The organism is Bacillus sp. AY2-1, from assembly GCF_008368965.1.
GTDB classification, from domain to species: domain Bacteria; phylum Bacillota; class Bacilli; order Bacillales; family Bacillaceae_G; genus Bacillus_A; species Bacillus_A thuringiensis_S.
In genome coordinates this window covers 23,851-44,583 of sequence record NZ_QPEL01000035.1, presented here as the reverse complement: position 1 = coordinate 44,583, position 20,733 = coordinate 23,851, and the positions used below count along the sequence as shown (strand labels likewise).

Genomic DNA, 20,733 nt, shown 5'->3' with positions numbered 1-20,733 from the left:
CATTCTCAGGGTTCACTCCACGTAACAAGGAGGAACTTTATGAAAAAAGAAATACCTTTTGGAATAGCGATTATCCCTATTATCATTACCGTTGCAGTTATGATGGTTACAATTGTTGTATTAAAACAAAGCCCTCACGTTCCACTTATTATCGGTACAACCGTTGCTTCTATTGTCGCTTGGCGTTACGGTTACAAATGGAATGATCTTGAAGAAGCAATGTATAAAGGGATTCGTCTTGCATTACCCGCTATCGTCATTATTATTCTTGTTGGCTTAACAATTGGTGCTTGGATTGGCGGTGGAATCGTCGCAACGATGATTTATTACGGTTTAAAACTTTTAACTCCATCACTATTTTTAGTTTCCATTACTGTCATTTGTTCTATCGTTGCATTAGCGATTGGTAGCTCTTGGTCTACAATGGGTACAATTGGTGTTGCTGGAATGGGAATTGGCCTAAGTATGGGAATTCCAGCTCCAATGGTTGCTGGTGCCATTATTTCAGGCTCTTATTTTGGCGATAAAATGTCACCGCTTTCAGATACAACTAACTTAGCCGCAGGATTAACAAATACAGATTTATTCGCACACATTCGTCATATGTTATTTACTACAGTTCCCGGTTTAATTATTACTCTTATCGTATACGCGGTCTTAGGAAGAAGCTTCGGCGCTAACAATATTGATGCGAAGAGCATCGATCAAACGTTACAAGTATTGCAACAAAACTTTGTTATCTCACCTTTCCTACTCATTATACCCGTAGCTGTTATGGTATTGGTCGCTAAAAAGGTTCCTGCCATACCAGCCATTCTCGTCGGTATTATTTTAGGATTCTTATCACAAGTCTTTATTCAAGGTGGTTCTGTCTCAGCATCTGTCGGTGCACTCCAAGCTGGATTTGTTATAGACACTGGAAACAAGCTAGTAGACGAACTATTTAACCGCGGTGGCTTAGATTCGATGATGAATACAGTCTCTATGACAATTGTCGCTATGACTTTCGGAGGAGTATTAGAACATACAGGTATTCTTCGCTCAATTGTAAATCAAATTTTAAAGTTAGCGAAATCAGCAAAAGGGCTTATCGCTTCTACTATCGCATCTTGTTTTGCAACAAACCTTACTTGCTCTGAACAATATATTTCAATTGTTGTCCCTTCAAGAATGTACGCAAATGCATACACAGAAAAAGGACTACATTCAAAAAACTTATCCAGAGCATTAGAAGATGGCGGAACATTAACTTCTGTCTTCGTTCCTTGGAATACGTGCGGTGTATTTATTCTCGCTACACTTGGCGTAGGTGCATTTGAATATGCTCCTTATGCTATTTTGAATTTCATCGTACCTATTATCTCAATCATTTATGGTATAACAGGTTTCACAATTGTAAAACTATCAGACATTGAAAAAGCAGAACTGCTAAAGAAACAAAAAGCTCAACTAGAAGCTTAAAAATAGTGGTAAATTCAGTTCATATAGTGCGCGAGGTCGCCCTTGTTGATAGGGCATTTCCTCGCCGCAAATATGAGCATACCCGTAATCAACTAATTTCTTTAACAACCTTTCTGTCGATCTTCGAGTCACTTGTAAGTACTCAGAAAGGTCAGCTGCTGTAAATTTCAATGACGGATGCGATTGACTAAATTGAATAATTTTTGACAAGTTGGCCGGACTAAGCTTCGTTTCCTTCGCTATTTTCATTAGTTCCGGATTATCATTTTTCAAACTTTGTACTCTCTGTTCTTTCGGGAATGGACCAAACAAATCTTTATCACTTGTTAGTATATAAAAACAACGATCTATTGGATTATTCTTTGCAAAACTTTGAGCAATTTTTGCATTTTGCTCCGCTTCTTTCACGGTTTTTCCATAACCAAATCCAATAGCTATCGTTCCTTCTACACTCGCAAACAAGTTATCTATCGCATTTGTTTTAATAATTGATTCGATATCACCACGAGTTGTATACAAAATGCATGTCATTTCATCCACTTGTTTAAATGAACCACGTAGTTCTTTTGAAATGACATCTAGTTTTTCAAGCAAACTCGTTCGTAATTCTAAGGACGAAATAATACAAGTACCAACAGTAGCTGAATAGCTTTTTGCTAACTCAGCTTTTATTTTTGCATCTTTTAGCCCATGTATAATGGATTGTGTTGGATCAATCATACGCTCTGAAGGAACACCCATTTTTTGAAGCTCGTCGTAAACAGCGTGAATACTAGTTAAAGCTAAATGAGCTTCTCCAGATTGATATTTAGCTACATGAAAATCGATAACTCTATTTATTTCATCTTTACTCCACAGCATATTTTCATAATCCAACACTTGCGGACTTTCTTTTATACCGATATCATGGAACACATTTGTAATAAACGAGCGGTCTACTAAATCGATGGAAATGTTATGTGGTTGAATACTTTGATGATACATGATAGAAAGAATGGAAGATGCGACAGTTGTCTCGTCTTGCTGTAAGTATGTACTTGGAATTCGTAATTGTTCTCTTACTTCTTTTGCCATATAATAAGGTAAAGCACCTGAGAAAAAGATGACATCACAAGGCTTTAGACACTTTAATAGTTCAGAAGATTCTGCCGGATGAAGGTAAATATAGGAATCAATTTCTATTCCTTCTAATTTTTGAGCAATAGGAAAAAGGTTCTCCATAAACTCCTTTGAACCGACAACTGCAATTTTTATCATCATTTTCTCTAACTCCTTATCATTAATTAACGACTATTTAACGTCAACTATATCAAATGTATAAAACTATTGTAAACAGGAAGGAGTTTCTATTCAATGAAAATTACAGCTATTCATCTTTACGCAATTCGTTTACCGCTTCGCAGTCCGTTTGTTATTAGTTATGGCTCTTATTCTGATATGCCCTCTATTATCGTCAAAATGGAAACAGATGAAGGTATTATCGGTTACGGTGAAGGCGTTGCTGATGATCACGTCACAGGTGAATCATGGGAAAGTACTTTCCATACTTTAAAACATACGCTAACCCCTGCTCTAATCGGGAAAAATCCAATGAATATCGAAAAAATACACGACATGATGGACAATACAATTTACGGTGTTCCAACAGCGAAAGCCGCAATTGATATTGCTTGTTTTGATATAATGGGCAAAAAACTAAATCAACCTGTATATCAATTAATTGGTGGGCGCTATCATGAAGAATTCCCTGTCACTCACGTTTTAAGTATTGCCGATCCTGAAGATATGGCTGAAGAAGCTGCTTCTATGATTCAAAAAGGTTACCAATCTTTCAAAATGAAAGTTGGTACGAATGTAAAAGAAGATGTGAAACGTATTGAAGCTGTACGAGAACGTGTAGGAAATGACATCGCTATTCGCATTGATGTAAACCAAGGCTGGAAAAATAGCGCGAACACATTAACAGCACTGCGTTCATTAGGACATTTAAACATTGACTGGATTGAACAACCTGTTATCGCGGACGATATTGATGCCATGGCTCATATTCGTTCTAAAACAGATCTCCCGCTTATGATTGATGAAGGACTAAAAAGTTCTCGTGAAATGCGCCAAATTATTAAATTAGAAGCTGCCGATAAAGTGAATATAAAACTAATGAAATGCGGCGGCATATATCCAGCTGTAAAGCTCGCTCATCAAGCTGAAATGGCCGGCATTGAATGCCAAGTGGGATCAATGGTCGAATCCTCTGTTGCCTCTTCCGCAGGATTCCATGTCGCTTTCTCAAAGAAAATCATTACGAGCGTAGAGCTAACAGGACCATTAAAATTCACGAAAGACATTGGAAACTTACATTACGATGTACCATTCATTCGCTTAAACGAAAAGCCGGGACTCGGCATTGAAATAAACGAAGATACACTACAAGAACTAACCGTCTTTCAAGACGTTGTACGCTAAAGGAGGACTATCATATGACGGTTCTATACGAAGGAACATTAAAACAAAATAACGAATCATTTCACGTTACATTACTATCACTAGAGCACATCGAACAAATTTTATCACTACAAAACATTGTAGTTGAAGCACTAGAAGATAAAAGTCGTTTACAACCACTCTCACAAGAAGAATTTCAATACATTCTAAAAGGAAACGGCATGATGATCGGTGCTTTTATCGAAAACGAACTCATCGCATTTCGCGCTCTACTCGTCCCGCCTATCGATGATGAACATTTAGGGCTTGATATTGGTTTGCCAGAAAGTGAACTACACCGCGTCATCTATCAAGAAATCTCAAACGTTCATCCGAACTGCCGAGGAAATGGTATGCAAAAAATATTAGCAAACGTCATCATGGACGAATTGCAAAAAGAAGATAGCAAATATGATTATGTATGCTGCACCGTTGCTCCTTTTAACATCCCGAGTTTGAAGGATAAATTTGCGCAAGGGATGGAGATTGCTGTGTTGAAGGAAAAGTATGGTGGTAGTCTGCGGTATGTTTTTGTGAAGAAATTGCGCGGAGATAATGAAAGAGATTGGACGGATGTTCAAAGTATTCTAATGAGTGATGCTAGTGGACAGCAGGCTTTGCTTTCGGAGGGGTATCGTGGGTATGAGATGGAGAAAGTTGATGAAGAATTTGTTGTGAAGTTTGGACGATAATCTATATACTCGAAAAGAGGAGATGTCCCTTGTGGCATCTCCTCTTTTCGATTTGTTGAACAATCCTGTAGTAAATGAAATTATATCAACGATTTTTCGAATATATCTATCAAAACTTACAATATATCAACGATTTTTAAAATATATCTATCAAAACTTACAATATATCAACGATTCGACAAGAAATATCGATTTACCGACAAAAATTGATATCCCTTCCTAAACCGTCATCTTCCAACTAGATAAAGCTAACCAGTTCTCCATTTCCTTATAATCAGGCATTATCTTCCCGACAAGACGCCAAAAAGAGCGATCATGATTTAAATGAACCATATGACACATTTCATGAACGACTACATAGTCAATTACTCGCTGTGGTGCCATTGCTAGCTTCCAATTGAATGTTAGTTGTAAATTCGAATCGCAAGTACCCCAAGTACGACTACTATCTGTAATACGAATAGAACGTGGTTTTGTTTTGAAATTACTTTGATGCGCTTTAATACTCTTCTCTACTAAAGATTTACACTGCTTATAGTAAAATCGTTTTAAAGCTTGTTGTATTTTCTCATCCTTAAGCTCTTTTACATAAATATGTAACTTATCCCCTTCAAATACTGCGTTGTCTTGCTCAATGCTTGCATCTTGGGAAATCTGTATCGGATACGTATTCCCTAAATACAAAAAGCCCTCTCCTTGATCATAATCCTTTTCCTGTGGTCCATGCGCTCGCTCCGCCATTTCCTTACGAGTTGTCTGAATCCAATCCCACTTCTCCTCTAGCAATTGGACTAAGTATTCAACAGGTGTCCCTTTCGGAGCCTGCACTTCCACATTTCCATACGAATCTACAAAAAGACGCACGGACTTTTTCTTCTTATAAGTTATATGAAAATTAATTGTCTCACCTAAATATGTATGTACCATTTCATCACCTAGCGTATTATTTTACAAATAAAAAAGAGTAGGATACAAACGTCCTACTCTACCTATTATATCATTTACTGCTTTAACGAACTCATTATCCTCTATACTTTACACCTAATCCCTTAATGAAATTCCTTGCGTATCTATCGCCGCACTCTTTGTAATTTTTATGACCTTTTTTTCTTAATAGAGCGCCTAACTCTCCTTTTGTTACCGTAACGCCTACGCTATCTAATATATCAAGTACATCCTCACTCGTTAAAGATAGTGCGATTTTCATTTTCTTTAGAAGAAGGTTATTGGCACTCTCCTTACTCTGTACAGGTGCAGGCTGCCCTGGTTTCGGATCTTGCTTTCCTCTTTTTAAAGTAATAAATCCATTGAAAAATGCCTCTAACATCATCATATCGCATGTTTTTACGTACTCATCTTCGATTACATCCGCATCTTCGGCTTCATGCTGAGGAGCTCTCTTTATTTTTGTAAGCATATCAACTACGTCTTCTTTCGTTACTTCCATCCCGCCGAGTTTAAAGATTTCCACCATATCTATATCTCTTATATCTAAAGCGTATCGTACTCTTTTTAATATATCGTTGTTGCTCATTGCCATTGGGTTTCCTCCTGAAATGTTGATTATTTATTCAGCAGTTAAAGTTTATCCTATAACGTGCTTTAAATTATCATGTTTAAATCTAACCTTTTAGTTATTGTCCGCTAAATTAATACTTTAACATTTTAAAGATATGTTTTATAGTCTTACCCGAACTTTTCTCTATCATTGTATCTACAGAGCTCTTACGTGTTTTTTATATGCCTTTAAAAAGATTTCTCTCTTAACATTAACTAAAAGAAAAAAACAGTGCTTTGATTTCTCAAATACACTGTTCTTTTCCAGCTCTACGCTTATTTTCAACTCACTCATGTCATACACTACATATGAAATGATTTAACTGCTTAAAAGTTAAACCGTCTCACTATCCTGAGCAACACCAACACTATCCTCAAACTTATCCAACAAAGCACGCACCTCATTGGTCGATTTCGTACTCATCAATTGATTTCTCAATTCCGCAGCTCCTGGGAAGCCCTTCACATAAATTTTGAAGAAGCGGTGAAGTCCTGTGATTGAGCGTGGCAGTACTTCTGCATATTGATCTTGAAGATCAAGTTGTAGTCTTAAAAGATCTAGATGTTCTTTACTGCTATGCTCTCTTGGCTCTTTTTCAAAAGCAAATGGATTTTTGAAGATGCCTCGTCCGATCATTACGCCATCAATGCCGTATTTTTCAGCAAGTTCCAGTCCCATTTTACGATCAAGGATGTCTCCATTGATTGTTATTAACGTATTTGGTGCGATACGGTCACGTAATTTTTTAATTTCCGGAATTAGTTCCCAATGCGCATCTACTTGGCTCATTTCTTCTCTTGTGCGTAAATGAATAGAAAGGTTCGCAATATCTTGTTTGAAAATGTGCGTTAACCAATCTTCCCACTCGCTTAACTCTTTAAAGCCAAGTCTTGTTTTTACGCTGACAGGTAGTCCGCCCGCTTTTGCTGCTTGGATAAGTTCTGCTGCAACGTCTGGACGTAGAATAAGACCACTACCTTTTCCTCTTGATGCTACATTCGGTACAGGGCAGCCCATATTAATATCAATGCCTTTAAATCCTAACTCTGCCATACCAATACTCATTTGACGGAAATATTCAGGATTATCTCCCCAAATATGTGCCACCATTGGCTGTTCATCTTCTGTAAAAATTAAACGACCACGTACACTTTTCATACCTTCTGGATGACAATAGCTATCTGAGTTTGTGAACTCTGTAAAGAATACATCTGGACGACCAGCCTCACTTACTACGTGACGGAAAACAACGTCTGTCACATCTTCCATTGGTGCAAGTACGAAAAATGGTCGTGGTAATTCACGCCAAAAATTATCTATCATTTCAAATTCAAATCCTCTCACTATGAATACAATTTCAAAATCTCAATTTATAATTTGTGAAAATCAGCAATATTTATTTTAACTAAAATCGCTTATGAATGGTATTTTTGTAAACCAAAAAGCAGATGGTATAGATTTTCCTATATCAACTGCTTTCCTATTATACTAACTTAAGCCAAGCCACACACTCCACATGAGTCGTATGCGGGAACATATCAACAGGCTGTACTTCCTGTGTTTTATATCCGCCTTCTTCTAGTACTTTTAAGTCACGTGCTAATGTTGCTGGGTTACACGATACGTATACGACGCGGTTTGGCTTCATGTCGATGATTGTGTTTAGTAATGCTTCGTCACAGCCTTTACGCGGTGGATCTACGACCATTGTGTCGGCGATTACGCCTTCTTTGTACCATTTTGGAATGACTACTTCTGCTTCTCCTACGCCAAATTCAGCGTTTGTCATGTTGTTTAGTGCTGCGTTTCGGTTTGCGTCTTCGATTGCTTCTGGGACGATTTCAACGCCGTACACTTTTTTCGCTTTTTGCGCTAGGAATAACGAGATTGATCCGATTCCGCAATAGGCATCGATTACTGTTTCGTTACCATTTAATTTTGCGTATTCTAACGTTTTATCGTATAGCACTTTCGTTTGTTCTGGGTTTACTTGATAGAATGAACGTGCTGAAATCGCAAATTTAATGTCACCGATAAAGTCATAAATATATTCTGATCCGTACAGTACTGTCGTTTTATCTCCGAAAATTACGTTTGTACGCTTCGTATTTACGTTTTGAACGATTGATTTTACTTCTGGGAATTTCGCTGCAATTTCTTCAACGATTGCTTTTTTGTTTGGCAATTCCGCTGTACGCGTAATGAAGACAAGCATAATTTCCCCTGTTACTTGTCCGTAACGAGCCATTACGTGACGAAGTGTTCCTTTGTTACGCTCTTCGTTATACGCAGTGATACCGTGCTTTTCACAAATACGTTTTACTTCTTGAATTAATGTATCGTTTTCTTCTGCCTGAATTAAGCATGATTCCATATTAATGATGTCATGCGTTCCTTGGCGATAGAAACCAGCTACAAGCCCACCTTCACGTTCTCCGATTGGTACTTGTGCTTTATTGCGGTATACCCACGGGTTCTTCATGCCAAGTACAGGATGAACAGGAACATCACCTAGTCCTCCGATACGCTGCATAACGTCACGTACTTGTTTTTCTTTCGCTTGTAATTGTCCTTCATAAGTTAAGTGCTGAAGCTGACAACCGCCGCACTGATTATATACTGGGCATTCAGCATCTTTACGATATGGACTTTCTGTATGAAGCTTCATTAAACGACCAAATGCAAAGTTTTTCTTCACTTTAATAATTTTAATTTGCGCTTCTTCACCTGGTAATCCGTTTTTAACGAAAATAGGATAGCCCTTTACTTTCGCAACACCGGCACCATCATGTGTTAAATCTTCAAATACTACATCTATAAACTCGTTTTTCTCAACTGGTGGCGTCATTTTAGTACTCATTTTCCGACCTCTCTTTTTCATAACACTGCGTTACATTTTATCATACTTATATGGTCTTTTTCTATTGGAAGAAAAAAAGCTATTGACGATACTTCTCTGTTAATGTTACGCTACTACTAATTTAATACGGACGATGTTACCTCATATATACTTGATAATATGGATCGAGAGTTTCTACCCGGCAACCTTAAATTGCTGGACTATGGGGAAAACTAATGAATATTAGCCTATGCGTAAAAAAGGACTCATATTGATTAGCTTTCTCTCATAGATGAAAGTGAATCCATATGGGTCTTTTTTTATTTTTATTTTTCTAAAAGGTCAGACATCTTACGTATGACATAAAACCTCGTTCTTTTATTTTTAGTAATATAACGAACGTTTTATGTACAAACTTTATACGAACTTCTGAAAGGGGCAACTACATGCAATATGTAATGAGCATTATCGGTATTCTTGCCGTGTTAGGTTTATGTTTTGCTTTGTCAAACAACAAAAGTAAAATCAACTTCCGTGCAATTGCAATTATGATTGGTTTCCAAATTTTAATCGGTTGGTTTATGTTTGCTACAAAGATTGGTCAACAAATCATTATTTTCATTAGTAAAGTTTTCAACAAACTAATTAAACTTGGTACGACAGGTGTCGATTTTCTCTTTAATGGAATTCACAGAGATTTTGTCTTTTTCTTAAACGTATTATTAATTATCGTATTTTTCTCAGCACTACTTTCAATCTTTAGTTATTTAGGTGTTTTACCATTCATCGTTCGTGTTGTCGGCGGTGCAATTTCAAAAATTACTGGTTTGCCGCGCGTTGAGTCATTCCACGCAGTAAACTCTGTATTCTTCGGTTCAAGTGAAGCGTTAATCGTCATTAAAAACGATTTACAGCATTTCAATAAAAATCGTATGTTTATCATTTGTTGTTCTGCGATGAGCTCCGTTTCTGCTTCTGTTACAGCATCATACGTAATGATGTTAGATGCAAAATACGTACTAGCAGCTCTTCCGCTAAACTTATTCTCAAGCTTAATCGTTTGTTCGTTATTAACACCAGTTGATACGAAAAAAGAAGATGAAGTGATTCAAAAATTTGATAGAACTCTATTCGGAGACAGCTTTATCGGCGCAATGATTAACGGTGCGCTTGATGGTTTAAAAGTAGCTGGTATCGTTGCCGCATTAATGATCGCCTTTATCGGTGTGATGGAAGTTGTAAACTACGTAATTAGTGCAGCTTCAGGCGCAATGGGACATGCTGTTACTTTACAACAAATCTTCGGTTACGTACTTTCTCCATTCGCATTCTTAATGGGTATTCCAACTCAAGATATTATCCCAGCTGGTGGTATTATGGGTACGAAGATTGTTTTAAACGAGTTTGTAGCAATCCTTGATTTAAAAGACACAGCTACAACATTAGCTCCACGTACAGTTGGAATCGTTACAGTATTCTTAATTAGCTTCGCAAGTATTAGCCAAATTGGTGCAATCGTTGGTACAATCCGTGCCCTTTCTGAAAAACAAGGAAGCGTTGTTTCTAAATTTGGTTGGAAAATGCTATTTGCATCAACACTTGCTTCTATTTTATCTGCAACAATCGCTGGATTGTTTATTTAATAAAAAATCACCTTACTTTAACGAGTAAGGTGATTTTTTTGATTCTTTATGAAATCGAACGGAATTCGACTACTTCCTCGTTACTAATAAGTTTTCCTTCGTGTATGCCTTTTACTGAAATAACCATAACAGATTTATCTTCTCCTTCAAGCTTTCCTAAAGAGAATAAATAGATTAAATTTTCTTTTTGTAACATCCATTGTTTGCCATTTACTCGACCTAATATTCTTTTTTCTGAAGATGGCTTTATTTCTCCAACATACTGACATTCTCCAAAAGAAGTTTTTATTATATTCTTCTCTGTATCAATTACTAGATGCTGGAATAGTTCTAGGTTTCTACTTGAAACAATTTCAATTTCATGGTTACTTTTTTGCTTAAATTGAAGTTTTCCATCACTTGTATTAGATAAACTACTATTCTCAACGGCGTTTCTAAAAAAGTTATATTCTTCTTCTGTAATACCAAAGTTAGGATGATACGGTTTCACCTGTTTATCTATATGCCCTGATATATAGTTTATGTACCACTCTTTATCATTCTTTACATGATCACTCATCTTTTTAGTAATAACCTCTACTTTTTTACGTGTATCACGATCCATCTCTAGTGTCATAATATCCGCCGTCACTTCCGCATTCATAAGATGCGATGGAATATACTCTTCCACACTATTCGCTTTACTCACTTCACTTTGACAACCAACTATAAATAGCGATATGAAAAAGATATATATTATTTTTTTATATTTCATTTCTATTCTCCACTCCATACATTATCCTTACTTAGTTTTATAGCGGTTTTTATTATAGTATAAAATCTTTATATTTTAATAGAATCCATACCCGTATGCAAAATTGCATATTAATAAGTCTTCTTCTTACTTTAAAATTAGCTTAAATCACTTTCCAAATTATACAAATAACAAGTTTAAAATGTTATAATTTTCAAAAAGCCATTGGAGGATATTATGAAAGCCCACGCAATTTTCGATTTCTTACATTTACTAGTCTTAACCCTAAAAAGCTATTATGTATGGGGAATGCCTATCTATGTCTTTATTATTCCTCTTATCTTTGTAGTCGGTTATATTATTATTAATTCTAATAAGAAACAAAAAAATACATCTATTCAAAGTCACTAATCTATTACCTTAATAGCCTCCTAAAAATCATATTCCCCTCATTTTCTTCAAATGATATGATGAACAAGGGTATATCCCCACCACTCTTATAGCGGTGGGGATTTTAATGTCAATATGCAACATACTACACAATAGAAGGTGATTTTTATGAGAAAATACGCAACAATTGCTTTATGTACGTCTGCCATTCTAGCAGGCTGCAATACTAGCAATGTAAGCCAAGAACCTAAAAAAGAGAAAAAGGTTCAAGAAGTAGCTAAACAAAAAGAGACTGTACAAGAACAAGGTAAAATTTCTTATACTCCCATCACATACGAATCTACAGACACTACTATTCATATGACAGATATAAAAGATAATTTAACTGAGGTACAATATAAAATTTGGCGCACAGCTGATGGAAAGGAAAGTGCTAAATCTTTTTCTTCTAAAGAAAAAGAGAAACAATTTACACTTCCTTTTGATATAAAAGAATTTGAAGGAAAACGCGGTGAGTTCCAAATTGAAGCAACAGGAATGAAAGAAGATGGGAAAACAATCTCGCTTACGAAATCTACTATTACTTTCGAACAAAAGGTTCCTGTTCTTATGTATCACGCAATTGATGATTATCATGGTCAAGGTATTAAAGACTTATTCGTATCACCAGCTAACTTTGAAGCACAAATGAAACATTTAAAGGACAATGGTTATACGCTGTTAACGTTTGAACGCTGGAGTGATATAAATAAAGTAAATAAGCCGATTTTCGTTACATTTGATGACGGTATGAAAAATAATATGAATGCATTTCGCGTTTTACAAAAGCTAAAAGATGATACTTTCAAACCGGTAGCAACAGAATATATGATTGTTGATAACGTTGATGTAGAAGGAGCATTGTCTACTTCTGAAATAAAAGAAATGGTTGATTCCGGCATTTTCTCGGTGCAATCTCATACTGCAACACATGCAGACTTGCCGAAAATTACAAACTATGAGGAAGAGTTAAAAGGTTCAAAAGAAAAGCTAGAAAAAATAACAGGTAAGCCTGTTATCGCAATCGCATATCCATTCGGCCATGTAGATGATAAGGTTGTTGCAGAAACGAAGAAGTATTATCAATTTGCGACGACGACAAAGCCTGGGCAATTCATTACGAAGGGTGAACCTGATGAATTGTTAAAGATGAAGCGCGTTCGTATACACCATACAACGACTGTAGAGCAATTTGCTTCTTCAATTAAGTAAATGTAAGAGCTCAATACATTTTGAGCTCTCTTTTTGCGCTATATTTATATATATTTTTAGAATTTTCTTGTATTATATATAGTAAGAAATCTTTCAAATTAAAGGAGATTATACATATGTCATTTGAACAAACGTTAGAGAAATATGCTGCTCTTGCAGTTAATGTTGGTGTTAATATTCAACCTGGACAAACTTTATCAATTAGTGCACCTCTTGAAGCTGTACAATTTGTACGCCTCGTTACAGAGAAAGCATATAAATCTGGTGCAAAACACGTATATGTGGATTGGAATGATGAGACGTTAACACGCTTAAAGTTCGATCTAGCTCCTGAAGAAGCTTTCTCTGAATTCCCTTCTTGGAAAGCACATGCTCGTGAGGAATTAGCAAAAGAAGGCGCTGCATTTATGTCTATCTATGCAGAAAACCCTGATTTATTAAAAGGTGTAGAAGCATCGCGTATTGCAACAGCTCATAAAGTAGCTGGAGAAGCGATGAAAGTATACCGTGATTACGTACAAGCCGATAAAGTAAGCTGGTGTGTAATTTCTGTTCCTACGAAAGAATGGGCTGCGAAAGTATTCCCTGACATAGCGCCAGAAGAACAAGAAGCAAAGTTATGGGATGCTATTTTCAAAGCTACTCGTGCTGATTTAGAAAATCCTGTAGAAGCATGGAAAGAACATGATGAAACATTACATACAAAAGTGGATTACTTAAACGAAAAGCATTATAAAGCTCTTCACTATACAGGTCCTGGAACAGATTTAACAATCGAACTTCCAGAAAAACATGTATGGGCTGGTGCTGGTAGCTTAAATGAAAAGAACGTACCATTTATGGCTAATATTCCAACTGAAGAAGTATTTACAATGCCACTTAAAACAGGTGTAAACGGCCAAGTTTCTAGTACAAAACCGTTAGTATTTGCAGGTAATATTATCGATAATTTCACGTTAACATTTGAAAACGGACGTATCGTAGACTATAAAGCTGAAGCTGGTGAAGAAGCTTTAAAACATTTAGTAGAAACAGATGAAGGTTCTCACTTCTTAGGAGAAGTAGCTTTAGTACCTCATGACTCACCAATTTCAAACACAAATGTTTTATTCTACAATACACTATTTGACGAAAATGCATCTTGCCACCTTGCAATCGGAAATGCTTATGCATTTAACTTAGTTGGCGGAAAAACAATGTCTAAAGAAGAACTTGCTGAAAACGGCGCAAACGCTAGTATTACACACAACGACTTCATGATTGGATCCGCTGAGCTTGATATCGATGGTATTACAGCTGATGGCAGACATGAGCCTATCTTCCGTAAAGGTAACTGGGCGTTTTAAATCCATTACCATAAAGAAACACATTGGATAATCCAATGTGTTTTTTATTTATTTGGTTTCAATTCAAATTTTATCGTTCTATTTTCACGCGTAAACTCCGGTCTATACGTAGCGATATACGTATTTTCTTTCGCTACGTCAAATAGCATGATATCTTGAATTTTTTCATCTGGTGCTAACTTTTTACTAATAAAGCTATCAGGGTTATTATATTCTTTAAATCTTGTACCTTTCTTATCGATAATCTCAAATTCATAAAATGCAAAAGGTATTTCCTTTTTACTATTATTTTCCACTTTGAAAATAACCCCCAAAATCTCTTCTTTCTTTTTATCCTCATCATAATCCGGATATCCTAATTTAACTGAATCGATAGTTACTTGCAAACCATCTACGTCTACTGTCTCCCCTATTTTATACACTTTATCTTGAACATCTTCTTGTTTACTTTCATTACTATCTTTAGTCTCAGTGCAAGCACTTAAACTAAAAGCTATGCCAAAAATTAAAACAATTTGACTCACCTTTTTTAACATACTCTTTCTTCCACATAAGACAATATTTCATATGTATCATAACAAAACGCTTTACTCTTTCTTGTCATATTTTGTCGTATTAATTGCTAACTGCACAAATAGAAAAAAGCTATCTTCTACAAAAGATAGCTTTCAGGATGCCGATGAAACCTTAAGACCAATGACACCCAAAACAATAAAAAGAATACAAAATGCTTGGAATAAGCTAATGTGCTCTTTAAAAAAATACACACTAATGATTGTAATAAGTAATGTTCCAACGCCAGACCAAATAGCATAAGCAATACTTAAATGAATCTTCTTCACAACGATGGCGAACACGCTGAAACAAATTCCATAAAATACGAAAATCAATACACTTGGAACGAGCTTTGTTAAACCATTTGATAGTTTCATCGCAATTGTTCCAGCCACTTCAAAAATAATTGTAACAAGTAATAATAGCCAATATACCATACTAGAATCTCCTTCTCTGTTACCTTATAGAGATTCTAGTATACTACTTATAGTCCTAATGAAATATATTTAATTTCTAAATATTCCTCGATGCCGAAATGGCCTCCTTCACGGCCGATACCACTTTCTTTAAAGCCACCGAATGGTGCTTGTGCAACTGATGGAAGACCGTCATTTAGACCAATAATACCGTACTCTAGCGCTTCACTAATTTGGAATGCTTGGCTAATGTCTTTCGTGAAAATATACGCAGCTAAACCGTATGGTGTATTATTTGCACGTTCGATTACTTCATCAACTTTTTTAAATTTCGCAACTGGTGCCACTGGCCCAAATGTTTCTTCGTTCATACAAAGCATCGTATCATTTGCCAACCCAATTACAGTCGGTTGAATGAAATGTCCCTCTAACTCTGCGACCTTTTGACCACCATATAAAACTGTTCCACCTTTTTGAATAGCATCTTCAATATGTTCTTGTACTTTTGAAACTGCATTCTCATCAATAAGTGGTCCGACAGTCGTTCCGTCACCGAAACCGTCTCCTACTTTCAACTGCCCTACTGCCTTTTGGAACTTCTCTACAAATACTTCGTATACTTCTTCTTGAACGAATACTCGGTTTGTACATATACACGTTTGTCCTGCGTTACGGAATTTCGAACCAATCACCGCTTCTACTGCTTTATCTAAATCTGCATCATTCATTACGATAAACGGAGCGTGACCACCTAACTCAAGTGAAACTTTTTTCATCGTTTGCGCCGCACTAGCCATTAACTCTTTTCCGATTTCCGTTGACCCTGTAAAGGACACTTTTCGCACACGACCATCTTCCATCCACGTATCAGCAATTGCTTTTGCACTACCTGTTACGATATTAATTACACCCTTTGGAATATCCGCTTCATGTGCTAATTCAGCTAATTTTAATGCAGTTAGTGGTGTTTGACTTGCAGGTTTTACAACTGCTGTACAGCCTGCTGCAAGCGCTGGGGCTACCTTTCTCGTAATCATAGCAGCTGGAAAGTTCCATGGTGTAATAGCTGCCATAACGCCAACTGGTTGCTTCATAACTAAAATGCGCTTATTCGGATGAGAAGCAGGAATCATTTCACCATATACACGTTTCCCCTCTTCTGCATACCATTCAACAAAGCTATTTGCATAATTTACTTCACCAAGCGCTTCTGCAAACGGCTTTCCTTGTTCCTTCGTCATAATCGCTGCGATCTCTTCCTTATTTTCATCAATAAGTGTGAACCACTTTTTTAACTTCGCTGCACGATCCGCTGCCGTTAACTTAGACCACGTTTTAAAAGCTTCATGTGCAGCATCAACAGCTTGCTTTGCCTCTGTTACTCCGCCTTTTGGTACAGTTGCAAATATTTCCTTCGTCGCAGGATTATTTACTTCAATTTGTTCTTGTAGTGTAATCCACTCACCATTTATATACATCGCCTTTTTATCTATACTTACGAAAGTCGCCTTTTTATCCAATGTTTTCTTCCCCCTCTATGAACTTCTTAATTTTCCTAGTAGCAGCAGATTGACTAATTTGCAAAAACTCAGCCACTTTATAACTTGATCCATACGTTTTATACGCTTTAAGAATAATATTTCTCTCTACCTCTTCCAGCATTTTATAAAGGCTTTGCCCCGATTGTTCAACTGCAGCCTCTTGCATAGAGAGTGGCAAATCCTCTACCGTTACAACATCATCGACAGTAATAACAATTCTCTCAATTACATTCTCTATTTCTCTATTGTTTCCTTCCCACGGATATCCAACAAACATTTGTAATGTACCCGGTGCTAGTTTCACATCACGTCCGTACTTTTTATTAAAGTGCTGCAAGTAATGATAAATAAGCGGTAAAATATCTTCTGTTCTTTCCCTAAGCGGGGGAATTGCAATTGGAATGACATTCAGACGATAGTATAAATCTTTCCGAAATGTTCCTTGTTTCACCATCTCGCTTAAATCTCTATTTGTTGCCGCGACAATTCGAACATCCACTTTTTTTAATTCTCTTCCGCCTATAGGACGAAATGTTTTTTCTTGCAATACTTGCAAAAGCTTTGCTTGGATTTCAATCGGCATTTCACCGATTTCATCTAAAAAAAGAGTTCCTTTATGCGCGGATTCTAATAGTCCCTTTTTCCCTTCACGATTTGCACCTGTAAAAGATCCACCTGAATATCCAAAAAGCTCCGATTCAATTAAATTAGTTGGCAATGCCGCACAATTAATTTCATAGAAACTTTCATTCTTCCGATGACTCACCTCATGTAAATGGCGTACTAATCGACTTTTTCCTACTCCAGTCTCGCCTAAAACGAGAACAGTACTATCCACTACAGATACTTTTTTGATTGTATCGACTATTTTTTGCATAGCTAGACTTTTAAAAATAAGTCCTTCATGCTCATATGTTTCTCTTAATTCTTTTTTATATGTTTTTAGCTGATTATCCATTTCCTCTACCTTTTGACGTAATTGATAGAGTTCAGTAAGGTCGCGAGAATAACTAATCACTCTTCTTAAATTTCCCTCATCATCAAAAACAGGCCTTGTACGAACGTGTAAATACTCTCCTGATTTTGTAGTTTGAACGAGTTCAATTGGCCTCTTTTTTTCAATCACTTCTAATGTCGCTGATGGATAAAAGATTCCATCCTTTTGTAGTTCTTTTACATGCTTACCCACTAACTCTTCGGCAGCTAGTTGGTAGTGCCTTTCACATGTACTATTTACACGCACAACGATCCCTTGCTCATCTGTAACAAAAATTTCGTCAAACGCATATTCAAATACATCTTTTAAATCCATTAACACTCGTTCCTTTTCTGCAACCATCCTAGCCACCCCTAACTTCAAATCCATCGATTCACTTCACTACCTTTATTATAAAGTGAATTTTCTGCATTTAATATAGAGTCAGCTAGAATGTTTGCTATTTATACTTCAGTTTTTAAACGCGAGCGATGTTTGTTTGCTCATAACAAGCTTGCAACGATTCTTCAATTATTGTTAATCCTTCTTCAAGTTGCTCATCTGTAATAATTAAAGGCATTAACACACGTATAACATTTCCATACGTTCCTGCTGATAATAAAAGTAACCCACGCTTATTTGCTTCTGCACATAGATTAGCCGTTAACGTTTTGTCAGGTGCTTTAGTCTTACAATCTTGAACGACCTCAAATGCACACATTGCGCCTAACCCACGCACATCACCGATGCAATGATATTTATTTTTCATCTCTTCGAATCGGTTCATTACGACTTTTCCTAATTCTATCGCTCTATCATTTAGTTTCTCATTTTCTATTACATCGAGAACAGCTAATGCAGCCGCACATCCTAATGGACTTCCTGCATACGTTCCACCAAGTTCACCTGGTGCAGATTCATTCATAATTTCTTTACGTCCAATGACACCACTTATCGGTACACCAGCCCCTAATGATTTAGACACTGTAATTAAATCTGGAACGACATCATAGTGATCAATTGCAAAATATTTTCCTGTACGACTAAAGCCTGTTTGTATTTCATCCGCTACAAATAAGATGCCGTTCTCTGAACAAATGCGGCGTACTTCTTGAACAAATTTCTTACTTGGGACGATAAATCCACCTTCCCCTTGAACAGGTTCCATTACAACAGCTGCAATTGTTTCTGGTGCTACTTCCGATATGAAGAAGTTCTTAAACTCTTCAATAATAAAATCATCATACTGCTCTTCCGTTAATCCCTCTGGGCGACGGTATTCGTATGGAAATGGCGCTTTATATACTTCTGGAGCAAAGGGACCAAACCCAAATTTATATGGCTTCACTTTACTTGTCATCGTCATTGTCATTAATGTACGCCCGTGGAAACCTTTAGAAAATGCGATAATACCAGGTCTCTTCGTATATTTACGAGCGATTTTCACCGCGTTCTCAACTGCTTCTGCACCACTATTTAAAAATAGGACTTGCTTATCGAAACTTCCTGGTGCCAATGCCGCAAGCTTTTCCGCTAATTCAATATATGGCTCATACATCATGACATTAAATCCAGTATGAATGTATTGATCGACTTGTTTATGGAGCGCTTCTTTAACCGTTGGATGACAATGTCCTACGTTAATTGTCCCGATTGCTCCTGCAAAATCAATGTACTGATTGCCATCAACATCCGTTACAAGAGCACCATTTGCAGATTGTACAAACGTTGGGATGCCGTTACTTACTCCTTTTGGTACTATATTTTGACGGCGTTCCAATAAAGATGCCGCTTTCGGTCCTGGAATTTGTTCATTTACTTTAGCAAATTTTTTTGTGTTCATTGCGTACCCCATCCTTTTCTTTACATTGTTTTCTCTTCTTATTGCAAAATGTATGCCAACTTTCCTTTCTAGCATTTATCCTATATTCTTTGTATCCAGGCATAAAAAATAAGTCTATAAAGACTCATTAAGAGTCTTTATAGACTTATTTTCCTTACACATTAGACTTTTCTTTCTCCCAGAAAAACTCACCCGATTGAGAAATAAACTCTCCAACAGAATCTAACACTAAATCAGCAAGTGGTTCTAATGTTGGACGGTCTCCCGTACCAGATAGCACCCCAATTGCATAGCAATCACCACCATTTTTAGCTAAATGTAAATCAGTTGGCGTATCTCCAACAACCGCAACCTCACATGATTCTAAATTAAATTTCTCACAAAACACTTCTATAATCTTTTTATCTGGTTTTTGCGCAAGGAATGTATCCGAGGCTATAATATAATCAAAAAAGTTCTCCAACTTATATTGTTTTAAAAATAATTCTGTTGGTGCGAAATCATCCGCCGTGACAACCCCTAATATAAATCCTTTATCTTTTAATGCCTGTAACACTTTCGGTAAATCTGCTGTCATTTTCATATGCGAACGATGCTCATACATAAGGGAAAATAACTTCTCACTTACCCAATGATGCATCTCTTCTTCTCTAGCAGACTCAATATAATTACAAAGCCCCTTCGCTACATCAAGGCTTGTTCCAGCAGCTATTGCACTCCTCGGATTAACAAATGCTCCCTCTACACCAATCTCTTCTAATAAGGTCTGCCCTATTGTACTTGGTAAATGATATAAACTTATACATTCAGCTACAAGTTCTTCAGCTACTTTTATCCAAATTGAATGAAAATCCATTAATGTCCCATCTTTATCAAATAGTATTGCTTTTACCTTCTCCATAGCATCCTACCTCTCGTTTCTTATCTCCTCCAGTGTATCAATAAAATATGGATGTAAAATAAAAGAATTGTAAAAATACCATAAAAATCAAACTAACTCCCAATTTA

General features: G+C 36.5%; 18 protein-coding genes and 1 riboswitch. Of the genes, 6 read left to right on the top strand and 12 right to left on the bottom strand.

All coding sequences use genetic code 11. The annotated features are described in order from the left end of the window. Window positions 1–39: 39 nt before the first annotated feature. Window positions 40–1,461: a Na+/H+ antiporter NhaC gene (gene nhaC, locus DN403_RS09660; RefSeq protein WP_000711513.1), complete on the top strand. Its 1,422-nt coding sequence runs from the start codon at window positions 40–42 to the stop codon at window positions 1,459–1,461. Here nhaC and DN403_RS09655 read toward each other — a convergent pair. Next, window positions 1,450–2,721: a hypothetical protein gene (locus DN403_RS09655; RefSeq protein WP_000972820.1), complete on the bottom strand. Its 1,272-nt coding sequence runs from the start codon at window positions 2,719–2,721 to the stop codon at window positions 1,450–1,452. The genes nhaC and DN403_RS09655 overlap by 12 nt on opposite strands. A gap of 93 nt (window positions 2,722–2,814) precedes the next feature. Between DN403_RS09655 and DN403_RS09650 the strand changes: the two genes are divergently transcribed. Together DN403_RS09650 and DN403_RS09645 are read left to right on the top strand one after the other, a co-directional pair. Continuing rightward, complete coding sequence (locus DN403_RS09650; RefSeq protein WP_000704500.1) at window positions 2,815–3,924, top strand: mandelate racemase/muconate lactonizing enzyme family protein; 1,110 nt, start codon at window positions 2,815–2,817, stop codon at window positions 3,922–3,924. Window positions 3,925–3,938: 14 nt separating this feature from the next. After that, window positions 3,939–4,634 (top strand): hypothetical protein, encoded by a 696-nt coding sequence (locus DN403_RS09645; RefSeq protein WP_000217558.1) that lies wholly within the window; start codon window positions 3,939–3,941, stop codon window positions 4,632–4,634. A gap of 219 nt (window positions 4,635–4,853) precedes the next feature. On the opposite strand, the gene DN403_RS09635 is transcribed toward DN403_RS09645, so the two are convergent. The 4 genes from DN403_RS09635 to rlmD all read right to left on the bottom strand — a co-directional run bounded on the left by DN403_RS09635 (window position 4,854) and on the right by rlmD (window position 9,052). Then, complete coding sequence (locus tag DN403_RS09635; protein ID WP_000233758.1) at window positions 4,854–5,561, bottom strand: M48 family metallopeptidase; 708 nt, start codon at window positions 5,559–5,561, stop codon at window positions 4,854–4,856. Between the two features lie 94 nt (window positions 5,562–5,655). Then, window positions 5,656–6,174: a YehS family protein gene (locus tag DN403_RS09630; protein WP_001251723.1), complete on the bottom strand. Its 519-nt coding sequence runs from the start codon at window positions 6,172–6,174 to the stop codon at window positions 5,656–5,658. Window positions 6,175–6,525: 351 nt separating this feature from the next. Further along, a complete protein-coding gene (locus DN403_RS09625; protein WP_000566714.1) occupies window positions 6,526–7,515 on the bottom strand; it encodes a tRNA dihydrouridine synthase in 990 nt (329 codons plus the stop codon). A 160-nt stretch (window positions 7,516–7,675) separates the two neighbouring features. Further along, window positions 7,676–9,052, bottom strand: coding sequence for a 23S rRNA (uracil(1939)-C(5))-methyltransferase RlmD (rlmD, locus tag DN403_RS09620; protein ID WP_000105037.1), 1,377 nt, complete (start codon window positions 9,050–9,052; stop codon window positions 7,676–7,678). 121 nt (window positions 9,053–9,173) lie between these two features. Further along, a riboswitch (purine riboswitch) is annotated at window positions 9,174–9,275 on the top strand. A 202-nt stretch (window positions 9,276–9,477) separates the two neighbouring features. Here rlmD and DN403_RS09615 point away from each other — a divergent pair. Continuing rightward, window positions 9,478–10,674 (top strand): NupC/NupG family nucleoside CNT transporter, encoded by a 1,197-nt coding sequence (locus DN403_RS09615; RefSeq protein WP_001200491.1) that lies wholly within the window; start codon window positions 9,478–9,480, stop codon window positions 10,672–10,674. Window positions 10,675–10,720: 46 nt separating this feature from the next. On the opposite strand, the gene DN403_RS09610 is transcribed toward DN403_RS09615, so the two are convergent. Continuing rightward, entirely contained in the window at window positions 10,721–11,428 is a 708-nt protein-coding gene (locus tag DN403_RS09610; RefSeq protein ID WP_000875600.1) for a hypothetical protein, read from the bottom strand. A gap of 537 nt (window positions 11,429–11,965) precedes the next feature. Between DN403_RS09610 and DN403_RS09605 the strand changes: the two genes are divergently transcribed. Further along, complete coding sequence (locus DN403_RS09605) at window positions 11,966–13,048, top strand: polysaccharide deacetylase family protein (RefSeq protein WP_001233761.1); 1,083 nt, start codon at window positions 11,966–11,968, stop codon at window positions 13,046–13,048. A 116-nt stretch (window positions 13,049–13,164) separates the two neighbouring features. Then, complete coding sequence (locus DN403_RS09600) at window positions 13,165–14,394, top strand: aminopeptidase (protein ID WP_000007370.1); 1,230 nt, start codon at window positions 13,165–13,167, stop codon at window positions 14,392–14,394. Window positions 14,395–14,438: 44 nt separating this feature from the next. Here the strand turns inward: DN403_RS09600 and DN403_RS09595 are convergent, their stop codons facing one another. The 6 genes from DN403_RS09595 to DN403_RS09570 form a co-directional block, all read right to left on the bottom strand. After that, on the bottom strand, window positions 14,439–14,930 hold the full coding sequence (locus DN403_RS09595) for a DUF4352 domain-containing protein (protein ID WP_000915107.1): 492 nt from the start codon (window positions 14,928–14,930) through the stop codon (window positions 14,439–14,441). Between the two features lie 132 nt (window positions 14,931–15,062). Next, on the bottom strand, window positions 15,063–15,386 hold the full coding sequence (locus DN403_RS09590; RefSeq protein WP_000263262.1) for a DMT family transporter: 324 nt from the start codon (window positions 15,384–15,386) through the stop codon (window positions 15,063–15,065). Between the two features lie 47 nt (window positions 15,387–15,433). Next, a complete protein-coding gene (gene gabD, locus DN403_RS09585) occupies window positions 15,434–16,885 on the bottom strand; it encodes an NADP-dependent succinate-semialdehyde dehydrogenase (protein ID WP_000358123.1) in 1,452 nt (483 codons plus the stop codon). Next, window positions 16,878–18,245 carry a sigma-54 interaction domain-containing protein gene (locus DN403_RS09580; protein ID WP_000225139.1) on the bottom strand — a complete coding sequence of 456 codons (1,368 nt, stop codon included), beginning with the start codon at window positions 18,243–18,245 and terminating at the stop codon, window positions 16,878–16,880. The genes gabD and DN403_RS09580 overlap by 8 nt, the downstream gene beginning before the upstream one ends. A gap of 115 nt (window positions 18,246–18,360) precedes the next feature. Continuing rightward, window positions 18,361–19,725 (bottom strand): 4-aminobutyrate--2-oxoglutarate transaminase, encoded by a 1,365-nt coding sequence (gabT, locus tag DN403_RS09575; RefSeq protein WP_179958927.1) that lies wholly within the window; start codon window positions 19,723–19,725, stop codon window positions 18,361–18,363. Window positions 19,726–19,879: 154 nt separating this feature from the next. Further along, window positions 19,880–20,626 carry an HAD family hydrolase gene (locus DN403_RS09570; RefSeq protein ID WP_000416657.1) on the bottom strand — a complete coding sequence of 249 codons (747 nt, stop codon included), beginning with the start codon at window positions 20,624–20,626 and terminating at the stop codon, window positions 19,880–19,882. Window positions 20,627–20,733: the final 107 nt, after the last annotated feature.

Coding starts and splice junctions, on each gene's coding strand:
- DN403_RS09595 (WP_000915107.1), bottom strand. CDS start 14,930: ATGTTAAAAAAGGTGAGTCAAATTGTTTTAATTTTTGGCATAGCTTTT.
- DN403_RS09590 (WP_000263262.1), bottom strand. CDS start 15,386: ATGGTATATTGGCTATTATTACTTGTTACAATTATTTTTGAAGTGGCT.
- DN403_RS09570 (WP_000416657.1), bottom strand. CDS start 20,626: ATGGAGAAGGTAAAAGCAATACTATTTGATAAAGATGGGACATTAATG.
- rlmD (WP_000105037.1), bottom strand. CDS start 9,052: ATGAGTACTAAAATGACGCCACCAGTTGAGAAAAACGAGTTTATAGAT.
- DN403_RS09580 (WP_000225139.1), bottom strand. CDS start 18,245: ATGGTTGCAGAAAAGGAACGAGTGTTAATGGATTTAAAAGATGTATTT.
- gabT (WP_179958927.1), bottom strand. CDS start 19,725: ATGAACACAAAAAAATTTGCTAAAGTAAATGAACAAATTCCAGGACCG.
- DN403_RS09635 (WP_000233758.1), bottom strand. CDS start 5,561: ATGGTACATACATATTTAGGTGAGACAATTAATTTTCATATAACTTAT.
- DN403_RS09615 (WP_001200491.1), top strand. CDS start 9,478: ATGCAATATGTAATGAGCATTATCGGTATTCTTGCCGTGTTAGGTTTA.
- nhaC (WP_000711513.1), top strand. CDS start 40: ATGAAAAAAGAAATACCTTTTGGAATAGCGATTATCCCTATTATCATT.
- DN403_RS09610 (WP_000875600.1), bottom strand. CDS start 11,428: ATGAAATATAAAAAAATAATATATATCTTTTTCATATCGCTATTTATA.
- DN403_RS09630 (WP_001251723.1), bottom strand. CDS start 6,174: ATGGCAATGAGCAACAACGATATATTAAAAAGAGTACGATACGCTTTA.
- DN403_RS09650 (WP_000704500.1), top strand. CDS start 2,815: ATGAAAATTACAGCTATTCATCTTTACGCAATTCGTTTACCGCTTCGC.
- DN403_RS09655 (WP_000972820.1), bottom strand. CDS start 2,721: ATGATGATAAAAATTGCAGTTGTCGGTTCAAAGGAGTTTATGGAGAAC.
- DN403_RS09605 (WP_001233761.1), top strand. CDS start 11,966: ATGAGAAAATACGCAACAATTGCTTTATGTACGTCTGCCATTCTAGCA.
- DN403_RS09600 (WP_000007370.1), top strand. CDS start 13,165: ATGTCATTTGAACAAACGTTAGAGAAATATGCTGCTCTTGCAGTTAAT.
- DN403_RS09645 (WP_000217558.1), top strand. CDS start 3,939: ATGACGGTTCTATACGAAGGAACATTAAAACAAAATAACGAATCATTT.
- DN403_RS09625 (WP_000566714.1), bottom strand. CDS start 7,515: ATGATAGATAATTTTTGGCGTGAATTACCACGACCATTTTTCGTACTT.